The organism is Klebsiella sp. D5A (assembly GCF_001620885.1).
In the GTDB taxonomy this organism is placed as follows: Bacteria; Pseudomonadota; Gammaproteobacteria; order Enterobacterales; family Enterobacteriaceae; genus Klebsiella; species Klebsiella variicola.
The window spans coordinates 16,921-34,369 of record NZ_LOAR01000026.1 but is presented as its reverse complement, the minus strand read 5'-3'; the positions used below and the strand labels follow the sequence as shown (position 1 = coordinate 34,369).

The window sequence follows — 17,449 nt, the reverse complement described above, 5'->3', positions numbered from 1 at the left end:
TGTGAAGTGATTCACATCCGCCGTGTCGATGGAGGCGCATTATAGGGAGTTCTCGAGCGCCTGCAATAGAAAAATGGCAGAAAAATGACTGACTGCTGCATTCCCCAGCAAAACCCCGCTTTATACCCTTTTACACACAGAATTATCCACAGAAGCGCGATGAAAGGGCGACAAAAGCCCGGTGGGTCAGCTTCTATATAAAGAAGAAACGGTGGCTGAAAGAGAAAGATAAAAATTCGCGAGCGTTGCGCAAACGTTTTCGTTACAATGCCGCGCTATGACACGGATGCCCGGTTGGGTGCGTTAGGTGAGTTTTTAGGCAAAAACTCACCTAACGCTCTCTGTAATGTTCAAATCCTGGGGATTTAATACCATGCAACAACGTCGTCCAGTCCGCCGCGCTCTGCTCAGTGTTTCTGACAAGGCCGGTATCGTCGAATTCGCGCAGGCGCTTTCCGCTCGTGGTGTCGAGCTGCTGTCCACCGGCGGCACCGCCCGCCTGCTGGCAGATAAAGGCCTGCCGGTTACCGAAGTCTCTGACTACACCGGTTTCCCGGAAATGATGGATGGACGCGTGAAGACCCTGCATCCGAAAGTACACGGCGGCATCCTCGGTCGTCGCGGTCAGGATGACGGTATCATGCAGCAGCACGGTATTGCGCCTATCGATATGGTGGTCGTTAACCTTTACCCGTTTGCCCAGACCGTCGCTCGTGAAGGATGCTCGCTGGAAGACGCGGTGGAAAACATTGATATCGGCGGCCCGACTATGGTGCGCTCCGCAGCGAAGAACCATAAAGACGTCGCTATCGTAGTGAAGAGCAGCGACTATGACGCCATCATTAATGAGATGGACGCCAACGAAGGCTCCCTGACGCTGAACACCCGCTTCGATCTCGCCATTAAAGCCTTCGAACACACCGCCGCTTACGACAGCATGATCGCTAACTACTTCGGCAGCATGGTTCCGGCCTATCACGGCGAAAGCAAAGAAGCCGCTGGCCGCTTCCCGCGCACCCTGAATCTGAACTTCATTAAGAAGCAGGATATGCGCTACGGCGAAAACAGCCACCAGCAGGCTGCCTTCTATATAGAAGAGAATGTCAAAGAAGCTTCCGTGGCAACCGCTACCCAGCTGCAGGGTAAAGCGCTCTCCTATAACAACATTGCCGATACCGATGCGGCGCTGGAGTGCGTGAAAGAGTTCAATGAGCCAGCCTGCGTGATCGTCAAGCACGCTAACCCATGCGGCGTTGCCGTCAGCGACTCGATTCTCGACGCCTACGATCGCGCATACAAAACCGACCCAACCTCCGCGTTCGGCGGCATCATCGCCTTTAACCGCGAGCTGGATGCAGAAACCGCGCAGGCGATCATCTCTCGCCAGTTCGTCGAAGTGATCATCGCGCCGTCCGCCAGCGAAGAAGCGCTGAAGATCACCGCCGCGAAACAGAACGTCCGCGTACTGGTCTGTGGCCAGTGGGATACTCGCGTTGCCGGCCTCGATTTCAAACGTGTCAATGGCGGCCTGCTGGTTCAGGACCGCGATCTCGGCATGGTCACTGCGGGCGAACTGCGCGTGGTCAGCAAACGTCAGCCGAGCGAGCAGGAACTGCGCGATGCGCTGTTCTGCTGGAAAGTGGCGAAATTCGTTAAATCCAACGCCATCGTCTATGCCAAAGACAACATGACCATCGGCATAGGCGCCGGTCAGATGAGCCGCGTCTACTCAGCGAAAATTGCCGGGATTAAAGCCGGTGACGAAGGTCTGGAAGTGAAAGGCTCCGCCATGGCCTCTGACGCCTTCTTCCCGTTCCGCGACGGCATTGATGCCGCAGCCGCAGTAGGCATCACCTGTGTGATCCAGCCGGGCGGCTCTATCCGCGACGAAGAAGTGATTGCCGCCGCGGACGAACATGGTATCGCCATGATCTTCACCGACATGCGCCACTTCCGCCATTAATTCACGGAGCAGCAGATGAAAGTATTAGTAATCGGCAACGGCGGGCGCGAACACGCGCTGGCCTGGAAAGCGGCCCAGTCACCGCTGGTTGATACCGTCTATGTCGCGCCGGGCAACGCGGGTACCGCCCTGGAGCCGGCGCTGCAAAACGTCGCCATCGGCGTCACCGATATTACGGCGCTGCTTCGCTTTGCGCAGGATGAGAACATCGATCTGACCATCGTTGGCCCGGAAGCGCCGCTGGTCATTGGCGTGGTTGACGCGTTTCGTGCCGCAGGGCTGACCATCTTTGGGCCAACCGAAGGCGCCGCGCAGCTGGAAGGCTCAAAAGCCTTCACCAAAGATTTCCTCGCCCGTCATCATATCCCGACGGCGGAATACCAGAACTTCACCGAGGTCGAGCCTGCGCTGGCTTATCTGCGGGAGAAAGGCGCGCCGATCGTCATCAAAGCCGACGGTCTGGCGGCAGGTAAAGGCGTTATCGTGGCGATGACCCTTGAGGAAGCCGAAGCGGCGGTCGAAGATATGCTGGCCGGCAACGCCTTTGGCGATGCTGGCCACCGTATCGTGATTGAAGAGTTCCTCGATGGCGAAGAGGCCAGCTTTATTGTGATGGTCGACGGCGAGCACGTCCTGCCGATGGCCACCAGCCAGGATCACAAACGCGTCGGCAACGGCGATACCGGCCCGAACACCGGTGGGATGGGCGCTTATTCTCCGGCGCCGGTCGTGACTGATGAAGTCCATCAGCGCACCATGGAGCGGATTATCTGGCCAACCGTGAAAGGCATGGCCGCTGAAGGCAATACCTATACTGGTTTTCTGTATGCCGGTCTGATGATCGACAAACAGGGTAACCCGAAGGTAATTGAGTTCAACTGCCGCTTTGGCGATCCGGAAACCCAGCCGATCATGCTGCGCATGAAGTCCGACCTGGTAGATCTGTGCCTCGCCGCCTGCGCGGGCAAACTGGACGAGAAAACCTCCGAGTGGGATGACCGCGCGTCGCTGGGTGTGGTGGTTGCCGCCGGCGGCTATCCGGGCAATTACAACACGGGTGATGAGATCTTCGGCCTGCCGCAGCAGGAAGCGGCAGATGGTAAAGTCTTCCATGCCGGCACCAAACTGGCAGACGACCAGCGCGTCGTCACCAACGGCGGGCGCGTGCTGTGCGTGACCGCGCTGGGTGAAACCGTGGCGCAGGCGCAGCAGCGCGCCTATCAACTGCTGACCGATATTCGCTGGGACGGCAGCTTTAGCCGTAACGATATCGGCTGGCGCGCCATCGAACGTGAAAAAGCTAACGGCTAAGTTTTGCCAGCAGCGTTTTCCGCGTAATGCCTAACTGACGGGCGGCTTCAGTTTTGTTGCCGCCCGTTTTTTCCAGCGCCGCCAGAATCACCTCTTTTTCAACTTCCACTAACGGCTGAATCAGCGCGTTCTCGCTACCACCCGACGGCAACGGCATGCCCGCTATCGCCAGCGGCAGTTCTCGTTCGGAGATATAATTTCCGGTCAGCAGCACCACCGCCCGCTCCACCGCGTTTTCCAGTTCACGGATATTACCCGGCCAGGGGTAGTGGATCAGCAGATCCATCGCCTGCGGCGTAAACCCCTGCACCGTTTTGCGATTGCGTTCGGCATAGCGCTTAAGAAAGTGTTGCGCCAGTTGCGGAATATCTTCCCGGCGCCGGCGCAGCGGCGGCATATCAATGGTCACGACATTCAGGCGGTAATAGAGATCCTGGCGAAAACGCCCGGCGCTCACCTCTTCCGCCAGATTGCGATGGGTGGCGGCAATCAGCCGCACATCGACAGAAAGCGTCTGGTTACTGCCAACGCGCTGCACCTCGCGTTCCTGAATCGCCCGTAGCAGACGCACCTGCATCAGCGGTGAGATATCGCCAATTTCATCGAGGAACAGCGTGCCGCCATCCGCCTCGACAAAACGCCCTTCCCGCCGCCGTTCCGCCCCGGTAAACGCCCCTTTTTCATGACCGAACAGCTCGGACTCCAGCAGCGACTCATTCAGCGCCGCGCAGTTTAGCGTCACCAGCGGCTTCTCGCGGCGTTCGCTGCAGGCGTGAATGGCGCGCGCCACCAGTTCTTTACCGGTTCCCGATTCGCCGCAGATCAGCACCGTCGCATCCGAGGGCGCCACCAGCGTAATATTGTTGATAAGCGCCCGCATCGCCGGGCTATCACCAATCATGCCCCACCGTGAATCCGTCGCAACGCTGGGATCGCTCTCGCTCTGTTGCGTGTGCGCCAGCGCCTGAACCAGCGTCTGCTGCAGGGTGTCAAAATCCAGCGGTTTGACCAGGTAATCCAGCGCCCCGGACTTAATGGCCTCTACCGCCGTGCCAACGCTGGAAAACGCCGTCATGATCAGCACCGGTATCGCCGGGTTATAGGCCTTAATCTCTTTTAGCGTCGCGATACCGTCCATCTCCGCCATACGGATATCGCACAGCACCAGGTCGAAGACCTGCTGATGGATCTGCTCCAGCGCCTGCAGGCCGTTGTGAGCTAACGCCACCTGATAGCCCCAGCCGCGCAGCAGCGCCTGCAGGATCGTGCAGTGGCTGACGTCATCATCGACAACCAGAATCTGTACTTTATCGCTGCTCATCTTCCCTCCGTTGAGCCTCCACCGGTAACCAAAGCGTAAATATCGCTCCGGCCCCCGGCTGGCTTTCGGCGCGGATTGTCCCACCATGTTGTTCGATAATATTCTGTACCACCGCCAGCCCCAGCCCCGTGCCGTCCGCCTTGGTGGTGAAATACGGTGTGAAGATGGCCTGCAGCTCTTCATCGCTCATCCCCTTACCGCTATCCGTGACGACGATTTTCACCCGCTGACGATCGGTTTCGCTTGCCGATACGTGAATGACGCCATCACGGCCAATCGCCTGCATCGCGTTCAGGTACAGGTTCAACAGCACCTGGTTCAGGCGGTCAGCATCGGCGTTGATCGTGGTTAACTCAGGGCGCGGAGTAAATTGCAGCGCGATCCCGCGACTCTGCGCATCCTGGCTTACCAGCTGCAATGAGTGCCGGATAAGCGCGTTGATATCCACCGGCTGGTAATTTAAATGCGCGGGCCGGACCAGCTCCAGCAGCTCGCTGACCACCCGGTTCAGGCGGTCGGCTTCTTTCGCCATCACCTGGGCTAATTGCTGCGCTTCGCCGCCTGGGGGAGTGCGTTCGGCAAAATACTTCGCCAGCCCTTTAATCGAAGAGAGCGGATTGCGGATCTCATGCGCGACACCCGCCGCCAGATGGCCAAGCGCCACCAGCTTTTCTTTGCGGGCCATCGCCTCCAGCAGTTGCTGGCGTGAGCGACGATAGCGGCGGAACCAGAACTGAGCGAGGATCGTCGCCGCGATGACCAGCGCCGCGGCGCCCAGCATGATCATCATGTTACGCTGGCCGCGGGCCTGCGCCGCATCCAGCTCGCGGCTATCAAATGCGATAAAAATCACCTGCGGGACAGTGGGCTGAGCCAGCGCGCTGTTGCCGCGATTCATCATCCCCATATGATGGCCGCGAGCAGGATTGAGCGGGCGGAACTGGCGATAGATCTCCAGTGCCGGCTGCGGTTCGTTAAGCCGGCGCCAGCGGGCCTGTTCGCTCACGTGGAGTTCGCGCATCTGCGCCGGACTGTACAGCGCGTTATCCACCTGTTGCGGATCGCTATGGGCGATGATTTTACCGTTTTCATCGGTCACCGCGAACCACAGCACTCCGGGTTGCCAGGCCATCTCTTCCAGCAGGGCCTGCAGTTGCGCATGATGCATACGCATCCCCATCCCGACGCGCGTGCCAGACTCCAGCGCGCGGATCAGCACGCTCCCCTTCTCCTCAATGGTTTGTCGGGCGGCGGTCGTCTCACGACCATAGTCGCGGACGATCATTACGGAGAACAGCATGACCAACAGCACCATTGTGCCGGTCAGCAGCCAGCTCAGGGCGTCCGCAGTGGCGTGCCGGGAGAAAGGTTTGATCTTCATCGGTGAGTCCTTGTCATCTCTTTTTCGCTTTCTGCAGGATCCTTCAGCAGAAATCATGCCATTTTCCCACGCCGTCAATCCTGTTCTCAAACATATCGCCTGCGGTTTAGCGAGTAAAAATGACCCACCTGACCCGCCAGGAACGGGTCATTTTTACTCACCTTCCCCATCGGCTCCTCCGGCAGGCCCGTACGGGCGGGCTTTTTCAGGCTGGCATGGAAGATGCAATAACGAGAGAAACCACACAGGAGATAATGCCATGAAACGGAACCGTAACTTACCTCTCACCCTCGTCACCCTTGCCGCACTGACCTTTGGCAGCAACGCGGCCTGGGCCAACCATCACTGGGGCGATAACAACAGAATGGGCGCGCAGGGTTACAGCCAGCTGACCCAGGAGCAGCAGGCTACCGCGCAAAAGCTGCATAACGATTACGCTGCGCAAACCAGCGCCCTGCGCCAGCAGCTGCAGTCCAAACGCTATGAGTACAATGCGCTGCTCACGACGCAAAAGCCGGACAGTGGAAAGATTGAAGCTGTCGCTCAGGAGATGGAAGGCTTACGCCAGAAGCTGGATCAGCAGCGGGTGAAGTTTGATGTCGCCCTGGCTGAGGCGGGCGTTCCCCGTGGCGCAGGAATGGGATACAACGGCTGCCGCGGTAACGGCGGTGGTCATAGGGGCATGAACCACTGGTAATCGTTAGAAGCTTTTTTCTGTCGGCTGCCAGGTGCAGAAGTTTTCATTGGCGACCAGCAATAGTTGAGAGCCTTCAGACGCCTCCAGCCAGGCGATGCTCACCGCGGCGGAGGAATGACTCTGGCGACGTTCAATATGCGCCAGGGCCCGGCTATCGAGGTCAGGCTTCACCGTCTGACCTTCGCAGGTCAACACGGTATGCGCGGCAGCGTTCCAGCGCCCCTGACGCAGGACGACGCGTCCCTGGCGGAGAGCATCGCTGGTCTGGCGGATCTGCTCGGCGCGATAACGATACAGTGCGACCTGGTCGCTGGAGAGCTGTTGCTTCTGCCCGTCGACTTCCCGCTGCATAAAGCTGAGATCGCCCTGCGCGTCGAAGCGGGCGCGAATATGTTCCGGCGGCTTACCGTAGACATTGAGTTCGATAAACGTCAATTGATCGCCCTGCCAGCGATATTCACTGGTCGAGGTATCCCCGTGACGCCACGGGCTGAAAGCGGCGAGAAGATGGACTTCATCACCTGAATCTTTACGCCAGATACGCATCGCCCCCTGATTATCCGCATAACCGCTGGCGGTAAACGGTGGAAGCGAGGCGTCGTGGCTGCAGGCAGTCAGCAACAGGATGCCCGCCAGCGCCAGAGGCCGGCGCCAGACAGACAAAAGGGGCTTAATAGCCCCTTCGATAAAACTGTTCACTGCCACGCGGTCTTACTTAACTGCGTCTTTCAGTGCTTTGCCAGAAACAAATGCCGGCACGTTAGCTGCAGCGATTTTGATCTCTTTACCGGTCTGCGGGTTGCGGCCAGTACGCTCAGCGCGGTGGTTCACTTTGAAGGTACCGAAACCAACCAGTTGAACAGCATCACCTTCTTTCAGAGACTCAGTAATTGCAGCCAGGGTAGATTCCAGGGCAGCTTTAGCCTGTGCTTTGGACAGGTCAGCTTTGTCCGCAATTACATCAATCAGTTGAGTCTTGTTCATAAGTTATCCTTACAATGTGTTTATCGCTTGCTAAGCATCGAGTGCGACGGAAATGCCAAAAAAGCACCCTCCTGCATACACGCACCGATAGCCACTTTTTTTCGCCCTCCAAATGTAGACCAGACGGGGGGCGGAATGGAAGCCTTCAGACGCTACAATTCAGGCGGTAAATCACGTTTTCTGGTCTCACTGCTGAAAATTTATACCAATATTGCTCTCACCGGCCTCACGCAGGTCCGCGCGCAGACCTTTTATCAGCTCAAGGTCACGCTCTTCACAGTCGGCCAGCAGGCGGAAAATTTCCCACTGAATATCCCATTCCTGCTCTACCGCCGGGTTCGCTTTCAGCTCTTCATCGGTCATTTCGCGACCGGCCTGGGTCATTTCCAGCATCGCCACGCTGGTGATGGATGTCTTGCTCACCTCAATCGCGTGCTCAAGTGTTTCACCGCTCAGACGCGAATGGATCAGTTCGCTCAACGCCACGCAGGCGTCTATAGCCGGGTAAACACCGTACAGGTCGAAATCATCTGCCGCCGGGATGGCCTCTTCCAGCTTCTCCAGCTGACTGTCGAAATTCACCTTCGCATCTTTAACCGTCAGCGTTTCCCAGATCAGGTCCAGGATACGACGGTACAGCTGGCCGTCGCCGAACTCGGTTTGCTTGCAGAACATGGCGTAGTTAGGGTACATACGCTCGCACAGGCAGGCCATAAAAGTGACATGCTGCCAGCTTTCCAGCTTCTCCAGGCGCAGGTGAATCGGGTTTTGTAACATGATGAATTCTCGAAGTCAGAAATTAGGCGCAGTGTACCTGAATCAGCCGTGATTTGCTTGCCAACGCACAAACGACGGACGACGGGACGCCACCGCATCGGCCCAGCGCGTCGGCTCGGGGAGACGATAGCCTCGCATGCAGCGCTCAACCCACATTAAGGCGCTGTCCATGCCCACCCGGTGACCGGTGCTAATAAACAGCGGGTTGCAGCGCACTTTGCTGCGCCAGACCCAGGCCAGTTGCTCATTTTTATCCATCAGCGGGGCCAGTGCGCCGGGCTCATCACCCAGTTCGCCGATTTTTCCGCACAGCCGTTTTTTCGCCACCCCGATGGTCGGCACGTCAATCATCAGACCAAAATGGCTGGCGACGCCGAGCCGCCGGGGATGGGAGATACCGTGGCCGTCGACGAAGAGCAGGTCCGGTTTTTGCGAAAGCTGCTCCCACGCCGCCAGCAGCGCAGGTGTTTCGCGAAACGAGAGAAAGCCGGGAATATAGGGCATGGTGGTGGCGACGCGCGCCACCTGATACTCCACCAGCTCAAGCTCAGGCCAGGTCAGCAGCACCATCGCAGCCCGGGTCACTTCCCCTTCCTGCTCAAACCCGACATCCGCGCCGCCGATCAACGCCGGCGGGTCGCGATCCAGTCGATCCGCTCGCTCGACCGACGCGGCTAACTGTTGTTGTTGGGTACGTAGCGCGGCTAAATCCATACGGCTTATCTCCTATTGATGATAGGGTGTGGAAAGACGATGCACCGCCTCAACAAAGACGCCCGCATGCTGCGGGTCGACATCCTGATGGATGCCGTGACCAAGGTTAAAGACATGGCCTTCGCCCTGGCCGAAGCCGGCGAGAATAGTCGCCACTTCCTCTTCAATACGCGGGGCGGGAGCATACAGCATCGACGGGTCCATATTGCCCTGGAGCGCCACTTTGTGACCTACGCGACGGCGAGCATCGGCGATATCGGTGGTCCAGTCGAGTCCCAGCGCATCACAGCCGGTCTCCGCCATCGCTTCCAGCCACTGGCCACCGCCTTTGGTGAACAGGGTCACCGGCACGCGGCGGCCTTCATTCTCCCGCAGCAGGCCATCGACAATTTTATGCATGTAGTAGAGCGAGAACTGCTGATAGTCGCGACCGGTCAGCACCCCGCCCCAGGTGTCGAAAATCATCACCGACTGCGCGCCGGCTTTGATCTGCGCGTTGAGGTACAGGGTGACGCTCTTCGCCAGCTTCTCCAGCAGCGCATGCAGCGCCTGCGGTTCGGCGTACATCATCTTTTTGATCACAGTGAACGCTTTGCTGCTGCCGCCTTCCACCATGTAGGTCGCCAGCGTCCAGGGGCTACCGGAGAAGCCGATCAGCGGCACTTCGCCTTTCAGTTCGCGGCGAATGGTACGCACGGCGTTCATGACATAGCCCAGTTCCTGCTCCGGATCCGGGATTGGCAGCTTGTCGACGTCGGCTTTGCTTTTTATCGGCGAGGTGAAGCGCGGACCTTCGCCAGCTTCAAAGTACAGCCCCAGACCCATGGCGTCCGGGATCGTCAGGATGTCCGAAAAGAGGATCGCCGCATCCAGCGGGTAACGGCGCAGCGGCTGGAGCGTCACTTCGCAGGCCAGCTCGGCATTTTTACACAGCGACATAAAGTCGCCCGCTTGCGCACGGGTGGCTTTGTACTCCGGTAAATAGCGGCCCGCCTGGCGCATCATCCACACCGGGGTGACATCAACCGGCTGACGCAGCAGCGCGCGCAGGTAACGATCGTTTTTCAGTTCGGTCATTTTTACATTCCTTTAGCGTTGATGCGCCCAGTGTAACATGTCACTCGAACTCTGCCCGACACATCGCCACCGTATCTTCGATAAGCCGACGCGCCACCGTGCCTGGCGGTGGCAGGAGCGGTAGATTGTCATAGCGGTACCAGTCCGCGGTCAGCAGCTCTTTTTTGTCGACCACGATATCGCCATCCGCGTAATCCGCCATAAAGGCGGTCATCAGCGACTGCGGGAACGGCCACGGCTGAGAGGTCACATAGCGCAGGTTTTTCACCTTGATGCCGCTCTCCTCCATCACCTCGCGGGCCACCGCCTGCTCAAGGGTTTCACCCACTTCGACAAACCCGGCCAGCACGGTGTGCACGCCGTTACGATGGCGGGTATGTTGCGCCAACAGGATCGAATCATCGCGACGGATAGCGACGATAATGCAGGGGGCAATTTGCGGGTAGTAGCGTTCACGGCAGTGGCTGCACAGCATCGCCCATTCGCTTTTGCTGGCATGCATCGGATGGCCACAGTAGCCGCAAAATTTATGCGATCGATAAAATTCGGCGAGCTGGATCCCTCGCCCCGCCAGCTGGAAGAGACCCGGATCCTGATCCAGAACCTGGCGTAACGATCCCATGTCATGGCGGCGATCCTGGCGCACCATCCAGACGGACTCGCCCTGCCACTCGCCAATATGCAGCGCATGCTGTCCGACAAGATCGAAATTAACCGCTTCGCCATGTGGTAATTCTCCACCAGGCAACCATAATTTTTGTTCGTGACTGACAACCCACCAGCCGCGATCTAATTTTTCAATAATACGATCCATATCTATTGCACTACCTTTGCTTCACTGGCATGTTGTTAACATTATATTTACATTTTGGTGAGCAGATTTAAATCAAAACTAGCGGAGTCAATCATGCTAAACCAGCTGGAAAATCTGACGGAGCGCGTTGGCGGTAGTAATGAACTGGTCGATCGCTGGCTACAAGTGCGTAAGCATCTGCTCGTGGCTTACTACAATCTGGTTGGCCTGAAACCGGGCAAAGAGTCATTTATGCGGCTAAACGAAAAGGCGCTGGATGACTTTTGCCAAAGTCTGGTGGATTACCTCTCATCCGGTCATTTTAGTATTTATGAACGCATTATTGGCGAAATGGAAGGCGATACCCCACTTTTAGCCGCCACCCGGCTTTATCCACAGCTGGAAGCCAATACCCAGCAGATGATGGACTACTACGATACCTGCCTCGAAAACGCTATCGATCACGATAACTACCTTGAATTTCAGCAGGCGCTGTCGGATATCGGCGAGTCGCTGGAAGCACGTTTCGCGCTGGAGGATAAACTGATCGCCCTCGCCGTCGCGCATAATCTGAGCAACGACGTGCGCGATAATATTGCGCCGACCGCTTGAGTTGTGCGCAATTAACGAGTAGTTTACCTCCATTCCCCCTCTCCGGAGGGGACGTCATCTTGTCGGAGTGCCTATTTTCCATGCGCTGGCTAAAGTGGAAAAGGCTGAGACCGTTAATTCGGGATCCGCGGAACCTGATCAGGCTAATACCTGCGAAGGGAACAAGAGTAAACTGCTGGTCGCACCTGTCCGTTCTGGACCGGTCGCATCTGTTACTCCATCCGTCGTCTGACAAGCCATCTCCTTTTTTAACTGGAATGCGCTATGTCTACTACCAAACTCACCCGTCGGGAACAACGCGAGCACGCGCAGCGATTCATTGATACGCTGGCAGGTACCGCTTTTCCCAATTCACGCCGCATCTACGTTCACGGCTCACAAGCGGATATCCGCGTCCCGATGCGTGAAATTCAGCTCAGCCCGACCCTCGTCGGCGGCGATAAAGATAACCCCCGGTACGAAGCCAATGAACCGATCCCGGTATATGACACCTCCGGCCCTTATGGCGACCCGGATATTGGCATTGATGTCCGCCAGGGGCTGGCAAAGCTGCGCCAGCCGTGGATCGACGCGCGTAACGACTGCGCTCCGCTCAGCGAACGCAGCTCGGCCTATACCAAAGCGCGGCTGGCCGATGACGGTCTCGATGAGCTGCGCTTCAGCGGCTTGCTGACGCCCAAACGCGCCGTCGCCGGGAAATGCGTTACCCAACTGCACTACGCCCGCCAGGGGATCGTCACCCCGGAGATGGAGTTCATCGCCATTCGCGAAAACATGGGTCGCGAACGTATCCGCAGCGAGGTTCTGCGCCAGCAGCATGCCGGGGAAGGCTTCGGTGCCCGCCTGCCGGAAAACATTACCCCCGAGTTCGTCCGCGATGAAGTTGCCGCCGGACGCGCCATCATCCCCGCCAACATCAACCACCCGGAATCTGAGCCGATGATTATCGGCCGCAATTTCCTGGTGAAAGTGAATGCCAATATCGGCAACTCGGCGGTGACCTCTTCCATCGAAGAGGAGGTGGAAAAACTGGTCTGGTCAACCCGCTGGGGCGCCGACACGGTGATGGACCTCTCCACCGGCCGCTATATCCACGAAACCCGCGAGTGGATCCTGCGCAACAGCCCGGTGCCGATTGGTACCGTTCCGATTTACCAGGCGCTGGAGAAGGTCAACGGCATTGCCGAGAACCTGACCTGGGAAGCCTTCCGCGATACCCTGCTGGAACAGGCCGAACAGGGCGTCGACTACTTCACGATTCACGCCGGCGTACTGCTGCGCTACGTGCCGATGACCGCGAAGCGCCTGACAGGTATCGTGTCGCGCGGTGGTTCCATCATGGCCAAGTGGTGCCTGTCGCATCATCAGGAAAACTTCCTCTACCAGCACTTCCGCGAAATCTGTGAAATCTGCGCCGCCTATGACGTGTCGCTGTCCCTCGGCGATGGTCTGCGCCCCGGCTCGATTCAGGACGCCAACGACGAGGCGCAGTTTTCCGAGCTGCGCACCCTAGGCGAACTGACGAAAATCGCCTGGGAGTATGACGTGCAGGTGATGATTGAAGGCCCCGGCCACGTGCCGATGCAGATGATCCGCCGCAATATGACCGAAGAGCTGGAGCATTGCCACGAAGCGCCATTCTACACCTTAGGCCCGCTCACCACCGACATCGCGCCGGGCTACGACCATTTCACTTCCGGTATCGGCGCGGCGATGATTGGCTGGTTTGGCTGCGCGATGCTGTGCTACGTCACGCCAAAAGAGCATCTCGGCCTGCCCAACAAAGAGGATGTGAAACAGGGGCTGATTACCTACAAAATCGCCGCCCACGCCGCCGACCTCGCGAAAGGCCACCCCGGGGCGCAGATCCGCGACAACGCGATGTCCAAAGCGCGTTTCGAATTCCGCTGGGAAGACCAGTTCAACCTCGCGCTCGACCCCTTCACCGCGCGGGCCTATCACGATGAAACCCTGCCGCAGGAGTCCGGCAAGGTCGCCCATTTCTGCTCCATGTGCGGGCCGAAATTCTGTTCGATGAAAATCACCCAGGAAGTCCGCGACTACGCCGCGAAGCAAAATATCGAAGCTGGCATGGCCGATATGTCGCATCACTTCCGCGCCCGTGGCGGCGAAATCTACCTGAAACAGGAGGAAGCCTGATGTATCAACCTGATTTTCCACCCGTCCCATTTCGTCTTGGACTCTACCCGGTGGTTGACAGCGTGGCGTGGATTGAGCGCCTGCTGGAGGCGGGAGTGCGTACTCTTCAACTGCGCATCAAAGACCAACGTGACAGCGACGTGGAGAATGACGTGATCGCCGCCATCGCCCTTGGCCGCCGCTATCACGCCCGGTTGTTCATTAACGATTACTGGCAGCTGGCGATTAAGCATCAGGCCTACGGGGTACACCTGGGGCAAGAAGATCTGGAAACCACCGATCTGAGCGCTATCCGCAAAGCCGGACTGCGTCTCGGCGTCTCCACTCACGACGATATGGAAATTGATGTCGCGCTGGCGGCGCGCCCCTCTTACATCGCGCTGGGCCATGTCTTCCCGACGCAAACCAAACAGATGCCTTCCGCGCCGCAGGGCCTCGACCAGCTAGCCAGACATATTCAACGCCTGGCGGATTACCCCACCGTCGCGATCGGCGGCATCAGTCTGGAAAAAGCGCCGGGCGTACTGGCGACCGGCGTCGGCAGCATCGCGGTGGTCAGCGCTATTACCCAGGCGGCGGACTGGCGGGCAGCGACAGACCAGCTGCTGGCGCTGGCGGGAGCGGGCGATGAATGATCACGACTTTATGCGCTATAGCCGCCAGCTGCTGCTGGAGGATATTGCCATCGAGGGTCAGCAGAAACTGTTAGCCAGCCGGGTGCTGATTATCGGCCTTGGCGGGCTGGGCTCCCCGGCGGCGCTCTATCTTGCCGGAGCGGGCGTCGGGACGCTGACCCTGGCCGATGACGACGCCGTGCATCTCAGCAACCTGCAGCGGCAGATCCTGTTCACCAGCGAGGATATCGACCGGCCAAAAGCCGCGGCGGCAAAGACCCGGCTCAGTCAGCTAAACCCGCAGATCAAACTGGTTGCGCTCCAGCAACGTCTGAGCGGCGAGGCGCTGCGCGCTGAGGTGGCGAAAGCGGACGTGGTGCTGGACTGCACCGATAACATGGTGACCCGCCAGGCAATCAACGCCGCCTGTGTGGCCCTCGACACCCCGTTAGTGACCGCCAGCGCCGTCGGCTTCGGCGGTCAGTTGATGGTGCTCACTCCCCCCTGGACGCAGGGCTGCTATCGCTGCCTGTGGCCGGATAGCGACGAACCGCAGCGCAACTGCCGCACCGCGGGGATCGTCGGCCCGGTCGTCGGCATGATGGGCACGCTGCAGGCGCTGGAGGCGATTAAGCTGCTCAGCGGCATGACGACGCCGCGTAATACCCTGCGGCTGTTCGACGCCCGCACCAGCAACTGGCGTAATCTGGCGCTACAGCGCTCCCGGAATTGCCCGGTGTGCGGAGGGCGGCATGCAGATTTGGTTTAACGACGAGCCGCTGGCATGTGCCGACAATCTCAGCGTCAGCGCCCTGCTGACCCAGCTCGAACAGCTGCAGCCGGGCGTTGCGCTGGCGCTTAATCAACACATCCTGCCGCGCGACCGGTGGGAAGATCATCTCTTACAGGAAGGCGATCGGATCCTGCTTTTTCAGGTTATCGCTGGAGGCTGACATGTTACGTATTGCAGACAAAACGTTTGAATCCCATCTTTTTACCGGTACCGGCAAATTCGCCGCCCCGGAGGTGATGGTCGAGGCGATTCGCGCCTCGGGAAGCCAGCTGGTGACGCTGGCGATGAAGCGCGTCGATTTACGCCAGCACAATGACGCGATTCTCGCGCCGCTGCTGGCGGCGGGCGTTAACCTGCTGCCGAATACCTCAGGCGCCAAGACGGCGGAAGAGGCGGTGTTTGCCGCCCGCCTGGCGCGGGAAGCCCTGGGCACCCACTGGCTGAAGCTGGAGATCCACCCGGATGCCCGCTGGCTGCTGCCTGACCCGATTGAAACCCTGAAGGCGGCGGAGCTGCTGGTCCGCGAAGGGTTCGTCGTCCTGCCCTACTGCGGCGCCGATCCGGTGCTGTGTAAACGGCTGGAAGAGGTTGGCTGCGCGGCGGTGATGCCGCTGGGCGCGCCGATCGGCTCCAATCAGGGGCTGGAAACCAAAGCCATGCTGGAGATTATTATCGAGCAGGCGGCGGTACCGGTGGTGGTCGATGCCGGAATTGGCGTGCCGAGCCATGCGGCGCAGGCGCTGGAGATGGGCGCAGATGCGGTGCTGGTCAATACCGCCATTGCCGTCGCCGACGACCCCGTGACCATGGCCCGCGCCTTCCGTATGGCAGTCGATGCCGGATTACTGGCGCGTCAGGCCGGACCGGGGGCACGCAGTACGCAGGCGCAGGCCACCAGCCCGCTGACCGGATTCCTGGAGGCGCTGGCATGAAAACCTTCAGCGATCGCTGGCGGGAGCTGGAGTGGGACGACATCCGCCTGCGCATCAACAGCAAAACCGCCGCCGACGTCGAACGGGCGCTGGCGGCCAAACAGCTCACCCGTGACGACATGATGGCCCTGCTTTCACCGGCGGCGGCCAACTATCTTGAACCGCTGGCCCAGCGTGCGCAGCGGCTCACCCGGCAGCGCTTCGGCAATACCGTCAGCTTTTACGTACCACTGTATCTCTCCAACCTGTGCGCCAATGACTGCACCTACTGCGGCTTCTCAATGAGCAATCGCATTAAGCGCAAGACGCTGGATGCCGCCGAGATTGCCCGCGAGTGCGCCGCGATCCGCGACCTGGGCTTTGAGCATCTGCTGCTGGTGACCGGCGAGCATCAGGGCAAGGTGGGAATGGATTATTTCCTCCAGCACCTGCCGGCTATCCGCAGCCAGTTTGCCTCGCTGCATATGGAGGTGCAGCCGCTGGCGACCGAAGAGTATGCCGAGCTGAAAACGCTGGGGCTCGACGGGGTAATGGTCTATCAGGAGACCTACCATGAAAGCATGTATGCCCAGCACCATCTGAAAGGGAAAAAACAGGATTTCTTCTGGCGGCTGGATACACCGGATCGCCTGGGCGAGGCGGGGATCGATAAGATCGGCCTCGGCGCGTTGATTGGTCTTTCCGACAGCTGGCGGGTGGACTGCTTTATGGTCGCCGAGCACCTGCTGTGGCTGCAGCAGCGCTACTGGCGCAGCCGCTACTCGGTCTCCTTCCCGCGCCTGCGTCCCTGCGCCGGCGGTATTGAACCAGCTTCGCTGATGGATGAGCGCCAGCTGGTGCAGACCATTTGCGCCTTCCGCCTGCTGGCGCCGGAGGTTGAGCTGTCGCTTTCAACCCGTGAATCACCCTGGTTCCGCGACCGGGTGATCCCGCTGGCGATCAATAACGTCAGCGCCTTCTCTAAAACGCAGCCCGGCGGCTACGCCGACGATCATCCGGAGCTCGAGCAATTTGCCCCACATGACGATCGCCGCCCTGAAGAGGTCGCCAGCGCGCTAGCCGCCCGTGGCCTGCAGCCGGTATGGAAAGACTGGGACAGCTGGCTGGGACGCGCCTCGCAATCATCATGAAGTATGTTGCAAGCCGCTGATTATTTTGCGTGCCTGCACGAGAGATGAAAAACGGGGAGTCGCCCGATTGCCGCCGTTTTTCTATTCTGCCCGGGTCAGCAGCGGACGCTGACCAGGGCGAACGTTTTCTTCCTCATTTTCGCCCTGCCTCTCCGCGCTGCGCGAGGGCCGGTTCATTATCGACGAATAT

At 59.1% G+C, this 17,449-nt stretch carries 18 protein-coding genes and 1 riboswitch; of the genes, 10 read left to right on the top strand and 8 right to left on the bottom strand.

Annotation, left to right across the window (positions count from 1 at the left end; genetic code table 11):
* Positions 1–373: 373 nt before the first annotated feature.
* Positions 374–1,963 carry a bifunctional phosphoribosylaminoimidazolecarboxamide formyltransferase/IMP cyclohydrolase gene (gene purH / locus AS136_RS25080; RefSeq protein ID WP_022064764.1) on the top strand — a complete coding sequence of 530 codons (1,590 nt, stop codon included), beginning with the start codon at positions 374–376 and terminating at the stop codon, positions 1,961–1,963.
* A 15-nt stretch (positions 1,964–1,978) separates the two neighbouring features.
* Positions 1,979–3,274 carry a phosphoribosylamine--glycine ligase gene (gene purD, locus AS136_RS25075; protein WP_023323456.1) on the top strand — a complete coding sequence of 432 codons (1,296 nt, stop codon included), beginning with the start codon at positions 1,979–1,981 and terminating at the stop codon, positions 3,272–3,274.
* On the opposite strand, the gene zraR is transcribed toward purD, so the two are convergent.
* On the bottom strand, positions 3,264–4,595 hold the full coding sequence (gene zraR / locus AS136_RS25070; protein ID WP_023323455.1) for a sigma-54-dependent response regulator transcription factor ZraR: 1,332 nt from the start codon (positions 4,593–4,595) through the stop codon (positions 3,264–3,266). The two genes, purD and zraR, sit on opposite strands and share 11 nt — an antisense overlap.
* Positions 4,582–5,976, bottom strand: a complete 1,395-nt coding sequence (gene zraS / locus AS136_RS25065; RefSeq protein ID WP_023323454.1) for a two-component system sensor histidine kinase ZraS — start codon at positions 5,974–5,976, stop codon at positions 4,582–4,584. Before zraS ends, zraR begins: the two co-directional genes overlap by 14 nt.
* A gap of 259 nt (positions 5,977–6,235) precedes the next feature.
* On the opposite strand from zraS, the gene zraP reads away from it, so the two are divergent.
* The gene (gene zraP / locus AS136_RS25060) at positions 6,236–6,673 is read left to right on the top strand and encodes a zinc resistance sensor/chaperone ZraP (protein ID WP_012543206.1); all 438 of its coding nucleotides are present in this window, start codon (positions 6,236–6,238) and stop codon (positions 6,671–6,673) included.
* A 3-nt stretch (positions 6,674–6,676) separates the two neighbouring features.
* Here the strand turns inward: zraP and AS136_RS25055 are convergent, their stop codons facing one another.
* From AS136_RS25055 to nudC, 6 genes are all read right to left on the bottom strand, one after another.
* The gene (locus tag AS136_RS25055) at positions 6,677–7,372 is read right to left on the bottom strand and encodes a DUF1481 domain-containing protein (RefSeq protein WP_012969176.1); all 696 of its coding nucleotides are present in this window, start codon (positions 7,370–7,372) and stop codon (positions 6,677–6,679) included.
* A 12-nt stretch (positions 7,373–7,384) separates the two neighbouring features.
* Positions 7,385–7,657, bottom strand: coding sequence for a nucleoid-associated protein HU-alpha (hupA, locus tag AS136_RS25050; RefSeq protein WP_002884342.1), 273 nt, complete (start codon positions 7,655–7,657; stop codon positions 7,385–7,387).
* A 186-nt stretch (positions 7,658–7,843) separates the two neighbouring features.
* Positions 7,844–8,434 (bottom strand): YjaG family protein, encoded by a 591-nt coding sequence (locus tag AS136_RS25045; protein ID WP_012543208.1) that lies wholly within the window; start codon positions 8,432–8,434, stop codon positions 7,844–7,846.
* Between the two features lie 42 nt (positions 8,435–8,476).
* Positions 8,477–9,148, bottom strand: a complete 672-nt coding sequence (gene nfi, locus AS136_RS25040; protein ID WP_008807992.1) for a deoxyribonuclease V — start codon at positions 9,146–9,148, stop codon at positions 8,477–8,479.
* 12 nt (positions 9,149–9,160) lie between these two features.
* Entirely contained in the window at positions 9,161–10,225 is a 1,065-nt protein-coding gene (gene hemE, locus AS136_RS25035) for a uroporphyrinogen decarboxylase (RefSeq protein ID WP_008807993.1), read from the bottom strand.
* A gap of 40 nt (positions 10,226–10,265) precedes the next feature.
* Positions 10,266–11,039, bottom strand: coding sequence for an NAD(+) diphosphatase (gene nudC, locus AS136_RS25030; protein WP_008807994.1), 774 nt, complete (start codon positions 11,037–11,039; stop codon positions 10,266–10,268).
* Between the two features lie 93 nt (positions 11,040–11,132).
* Between nudC and AS136_RS25025 the strand changes: the two genes are divergently transcribed.
* The 7 genes from AS136_RS25025 (at position 11,133) to thiH (ending at position 17,259) form a co-directional block, all read left to right on the top strand.
* Positions 11,133–11,630 carry an Rsd/AlgQ family anti-sigma factor gene (locus tag AS136_RS25025; RefSeq protein ID WP_002884324.1) on the top strand — a complete coding sequence of 166 codons (498 nt, stop codon included), beginning with the start codon at positions 11,133–11,135 and terminating at the stop codon, positions 11,628–11,630.
* Between the two features lie 53 nt (positions 11,631–11,683).
* Positions 11,684–11,808: riboswitch (TPP riboswitch) on the top strand.
* Positions 11,809–11,894: 86 nt separating this feature from the next.
* Positions 11,895–13,790: a phosphomethylpyrimidine synthase ThiC gene (gene thiC, locus AS136_RS25020; protein WP_023323453.1), complete on the top strand. Its 1,896-nt coding sequence runs from the start codon at positions 11,895–11,897 to the stop codon at positions 13,788–13,790.
* Positions 13,790–14,425 (top strand): thiamine phosphate synthase, encoded by a 636-nt coding sequence (gene thiE, locus AS136_RS25015; protein WP_008807996.1) that lies wholly within the window; start codon positions 13,790–13,792, stop codon positions 14,423–14,425. The genes thiC and thiE overlap by 1 nt, the downstream gene beginning before the upstream one ends.
* Complete coding sequence (thiF, locus tag AS136_RS25010; protein WP_023323452.1) at positions 14,418–15,173, top strand: thiazole biosynthesis adenylyltransferase ThiF; 756 nt, start codon at positions 14,418–14,420, stop codon at positions 15,171–15,173. Before thiE ends, thiF begins: the two co-directional genes overlap by 8 nt.
* The gene (gene thiS / locus AS136_RS25005; protein ID WP_008807998.1) at positions 15,157–15,357 is read left to right on the top strand and encodes a sulfur carrier protein ThiS; all 201 of its coding nucleotides are present in this window, start codon (positions 15,157–15,159) and stop codon (positions 15,355–15,357) included. Before thiF ends, thiS begins: the two co-directional genes overlap by 17 nt.
* Position 15,358: 1 nt before the next feature.
* Positions 15,359–16,129: a thiazole synthase gene (gene thiG, locus AS136_RS25000; protein WP_023323451.1), complete on the top strand. Its 771-nt coding sequence runs from the start codon at positions 15,359–15,361 to the stop codon at positions 16,127–16,129.
* Positions 16,126–17,259, top strand: a complete 1,134-nt coding sequence (gene thiH, locus AS136_RS24995; RefSeq protein ID WP_063267098.1) for a 2-iminoacetate synthase ThiH — start codon at positions 16,126–16,128, stop codon at positions 17,257–17,259. The genes thiG and thiH overlap by 4 nt, the downstream gene beginning before the upstream one ends.
* Positions 17,260–17,449 lie beyond the last annotated feature (190 nt).

What these genes read in the sequence shown, in the direction of transcription:
- purH (WP_022064764.1), top strand. Translation starts at nt 374, where the DNA reads ATGCAACAACGTCGTCCAGTCCGCCGCGCTCTGCTCAGTGTTTCTGAC.
- purD (WP_023323456.1), top strand. Translation starts at nt 1,979, where the DNA reads ATGAAAGTATTAGTAATCGGCAACGGCGGGCGCGAACACGCGCTGGCC.
- zraR (WP_023323455.1), bottom strand. Translation starts at nt 4,595, where the DNA reads ATGAGCAGCGATAAAGTACAGATTCTGGTTGTCGATGATGACGTCAGC.
- zraS (WP_023323454.1), bottom strand. Translation starts at nt 5,976, where the DNA reads ATGAAGATCAAACCTTTCTCCCGGCACGCCACTGCGGACGCCCTGAGC.
- zraP (WP_012543206.1), top strand. Translation starts at nt 6,236, where the DNA reads ATGAAACGGAACCGTAACTTACCTCTCACCCTCGTCACCCTTGCCGCA.
- hupA (WP_002884342.1), bottom strand. Translation starts at nt 7,657, where the DNA reads ATGAACAAGACTCAACTGATTGATGTAATTGCGGACAAAGCTGACCTG.
- AS136_RS25045 (WP_012543208.1), bottom strand. Translation starts at nt 8,434, where the DNA reads ATGTTACAAAACCCGATTCACCTGCGCCTGGAGAAGCTGGAAAGCTGG.
- nfi (WP_008807992.1), bottom strand. Translation starts at nt 9,148, where the DNA reads ATGGATTTAGCCGCGCTACGTACCCAACAACAACAGTTAGCCGCGTCG.
- hemE (WP_008807993.1), bottom strand. Translation starts at nt 10,225, where the DNA reads ATGACCGAACTGAAAAACGATCGTTACCTGCGCGCGCTGCTGCGTCAG.
- nudC (WP_008807994.1), bottom strand. Translation starts at nt 11,039, where the DNA reads ATGGATCGTATTATTGAAAAATTAGATCGCGGCTGGTGGGTTGTCAGT.
- AS136_RS25025 (WP_002884324.1), top strand. Translation starts at nt 11,133, where the DNA reads ATGCTAAACCAGCTGGAAAATCTGACGGAGCGCGTTGGCGGTAGTAAT.
- thiC (WP_023323453.1), top strand. Translation starts at nt 11,895, where the DNA reads ATGTCTACTACCAAACTCACCCGTCGGGAACAACGCGAGCACGCGCAG.
- thiE (WP_008807996.1), top strand. Translation starts at nt 13,790, where the DNA reads ATGTATCAACCTGATTTTCCACCCGTCCCATTTCGTCTTGGACTCTAC.
- thiF (WP_023323452.1), top strand. Translation starts at nt 14,418, where the DNA reads ATGAATGATCACGACTTTATGCGCTATAGCCGCCAGCTGCTGCTGGAG.
- thiS (WP_008807998.1), top strand. Translation starts at nt 15,157, where the DNA reads ATGCAGATTTGGTTTAACGACGAGCCGCTGGCATGTGCCGACAATCTC.
- thiG (WP_023323451.1), top strand. Translation starts at nt 15,359, where the DNA reads ATGTTACGTATTGCAGACAAAACGTTTGAATCCCATCTTTTTACCGGT.
- thiH (WP_063267098.1), top strand. Translation starts at nt 16,126, where the DNA reads ATGAAAACCTTCAGCGATCGCTGGCGGGAGCTGGAGTGGGACGACATC.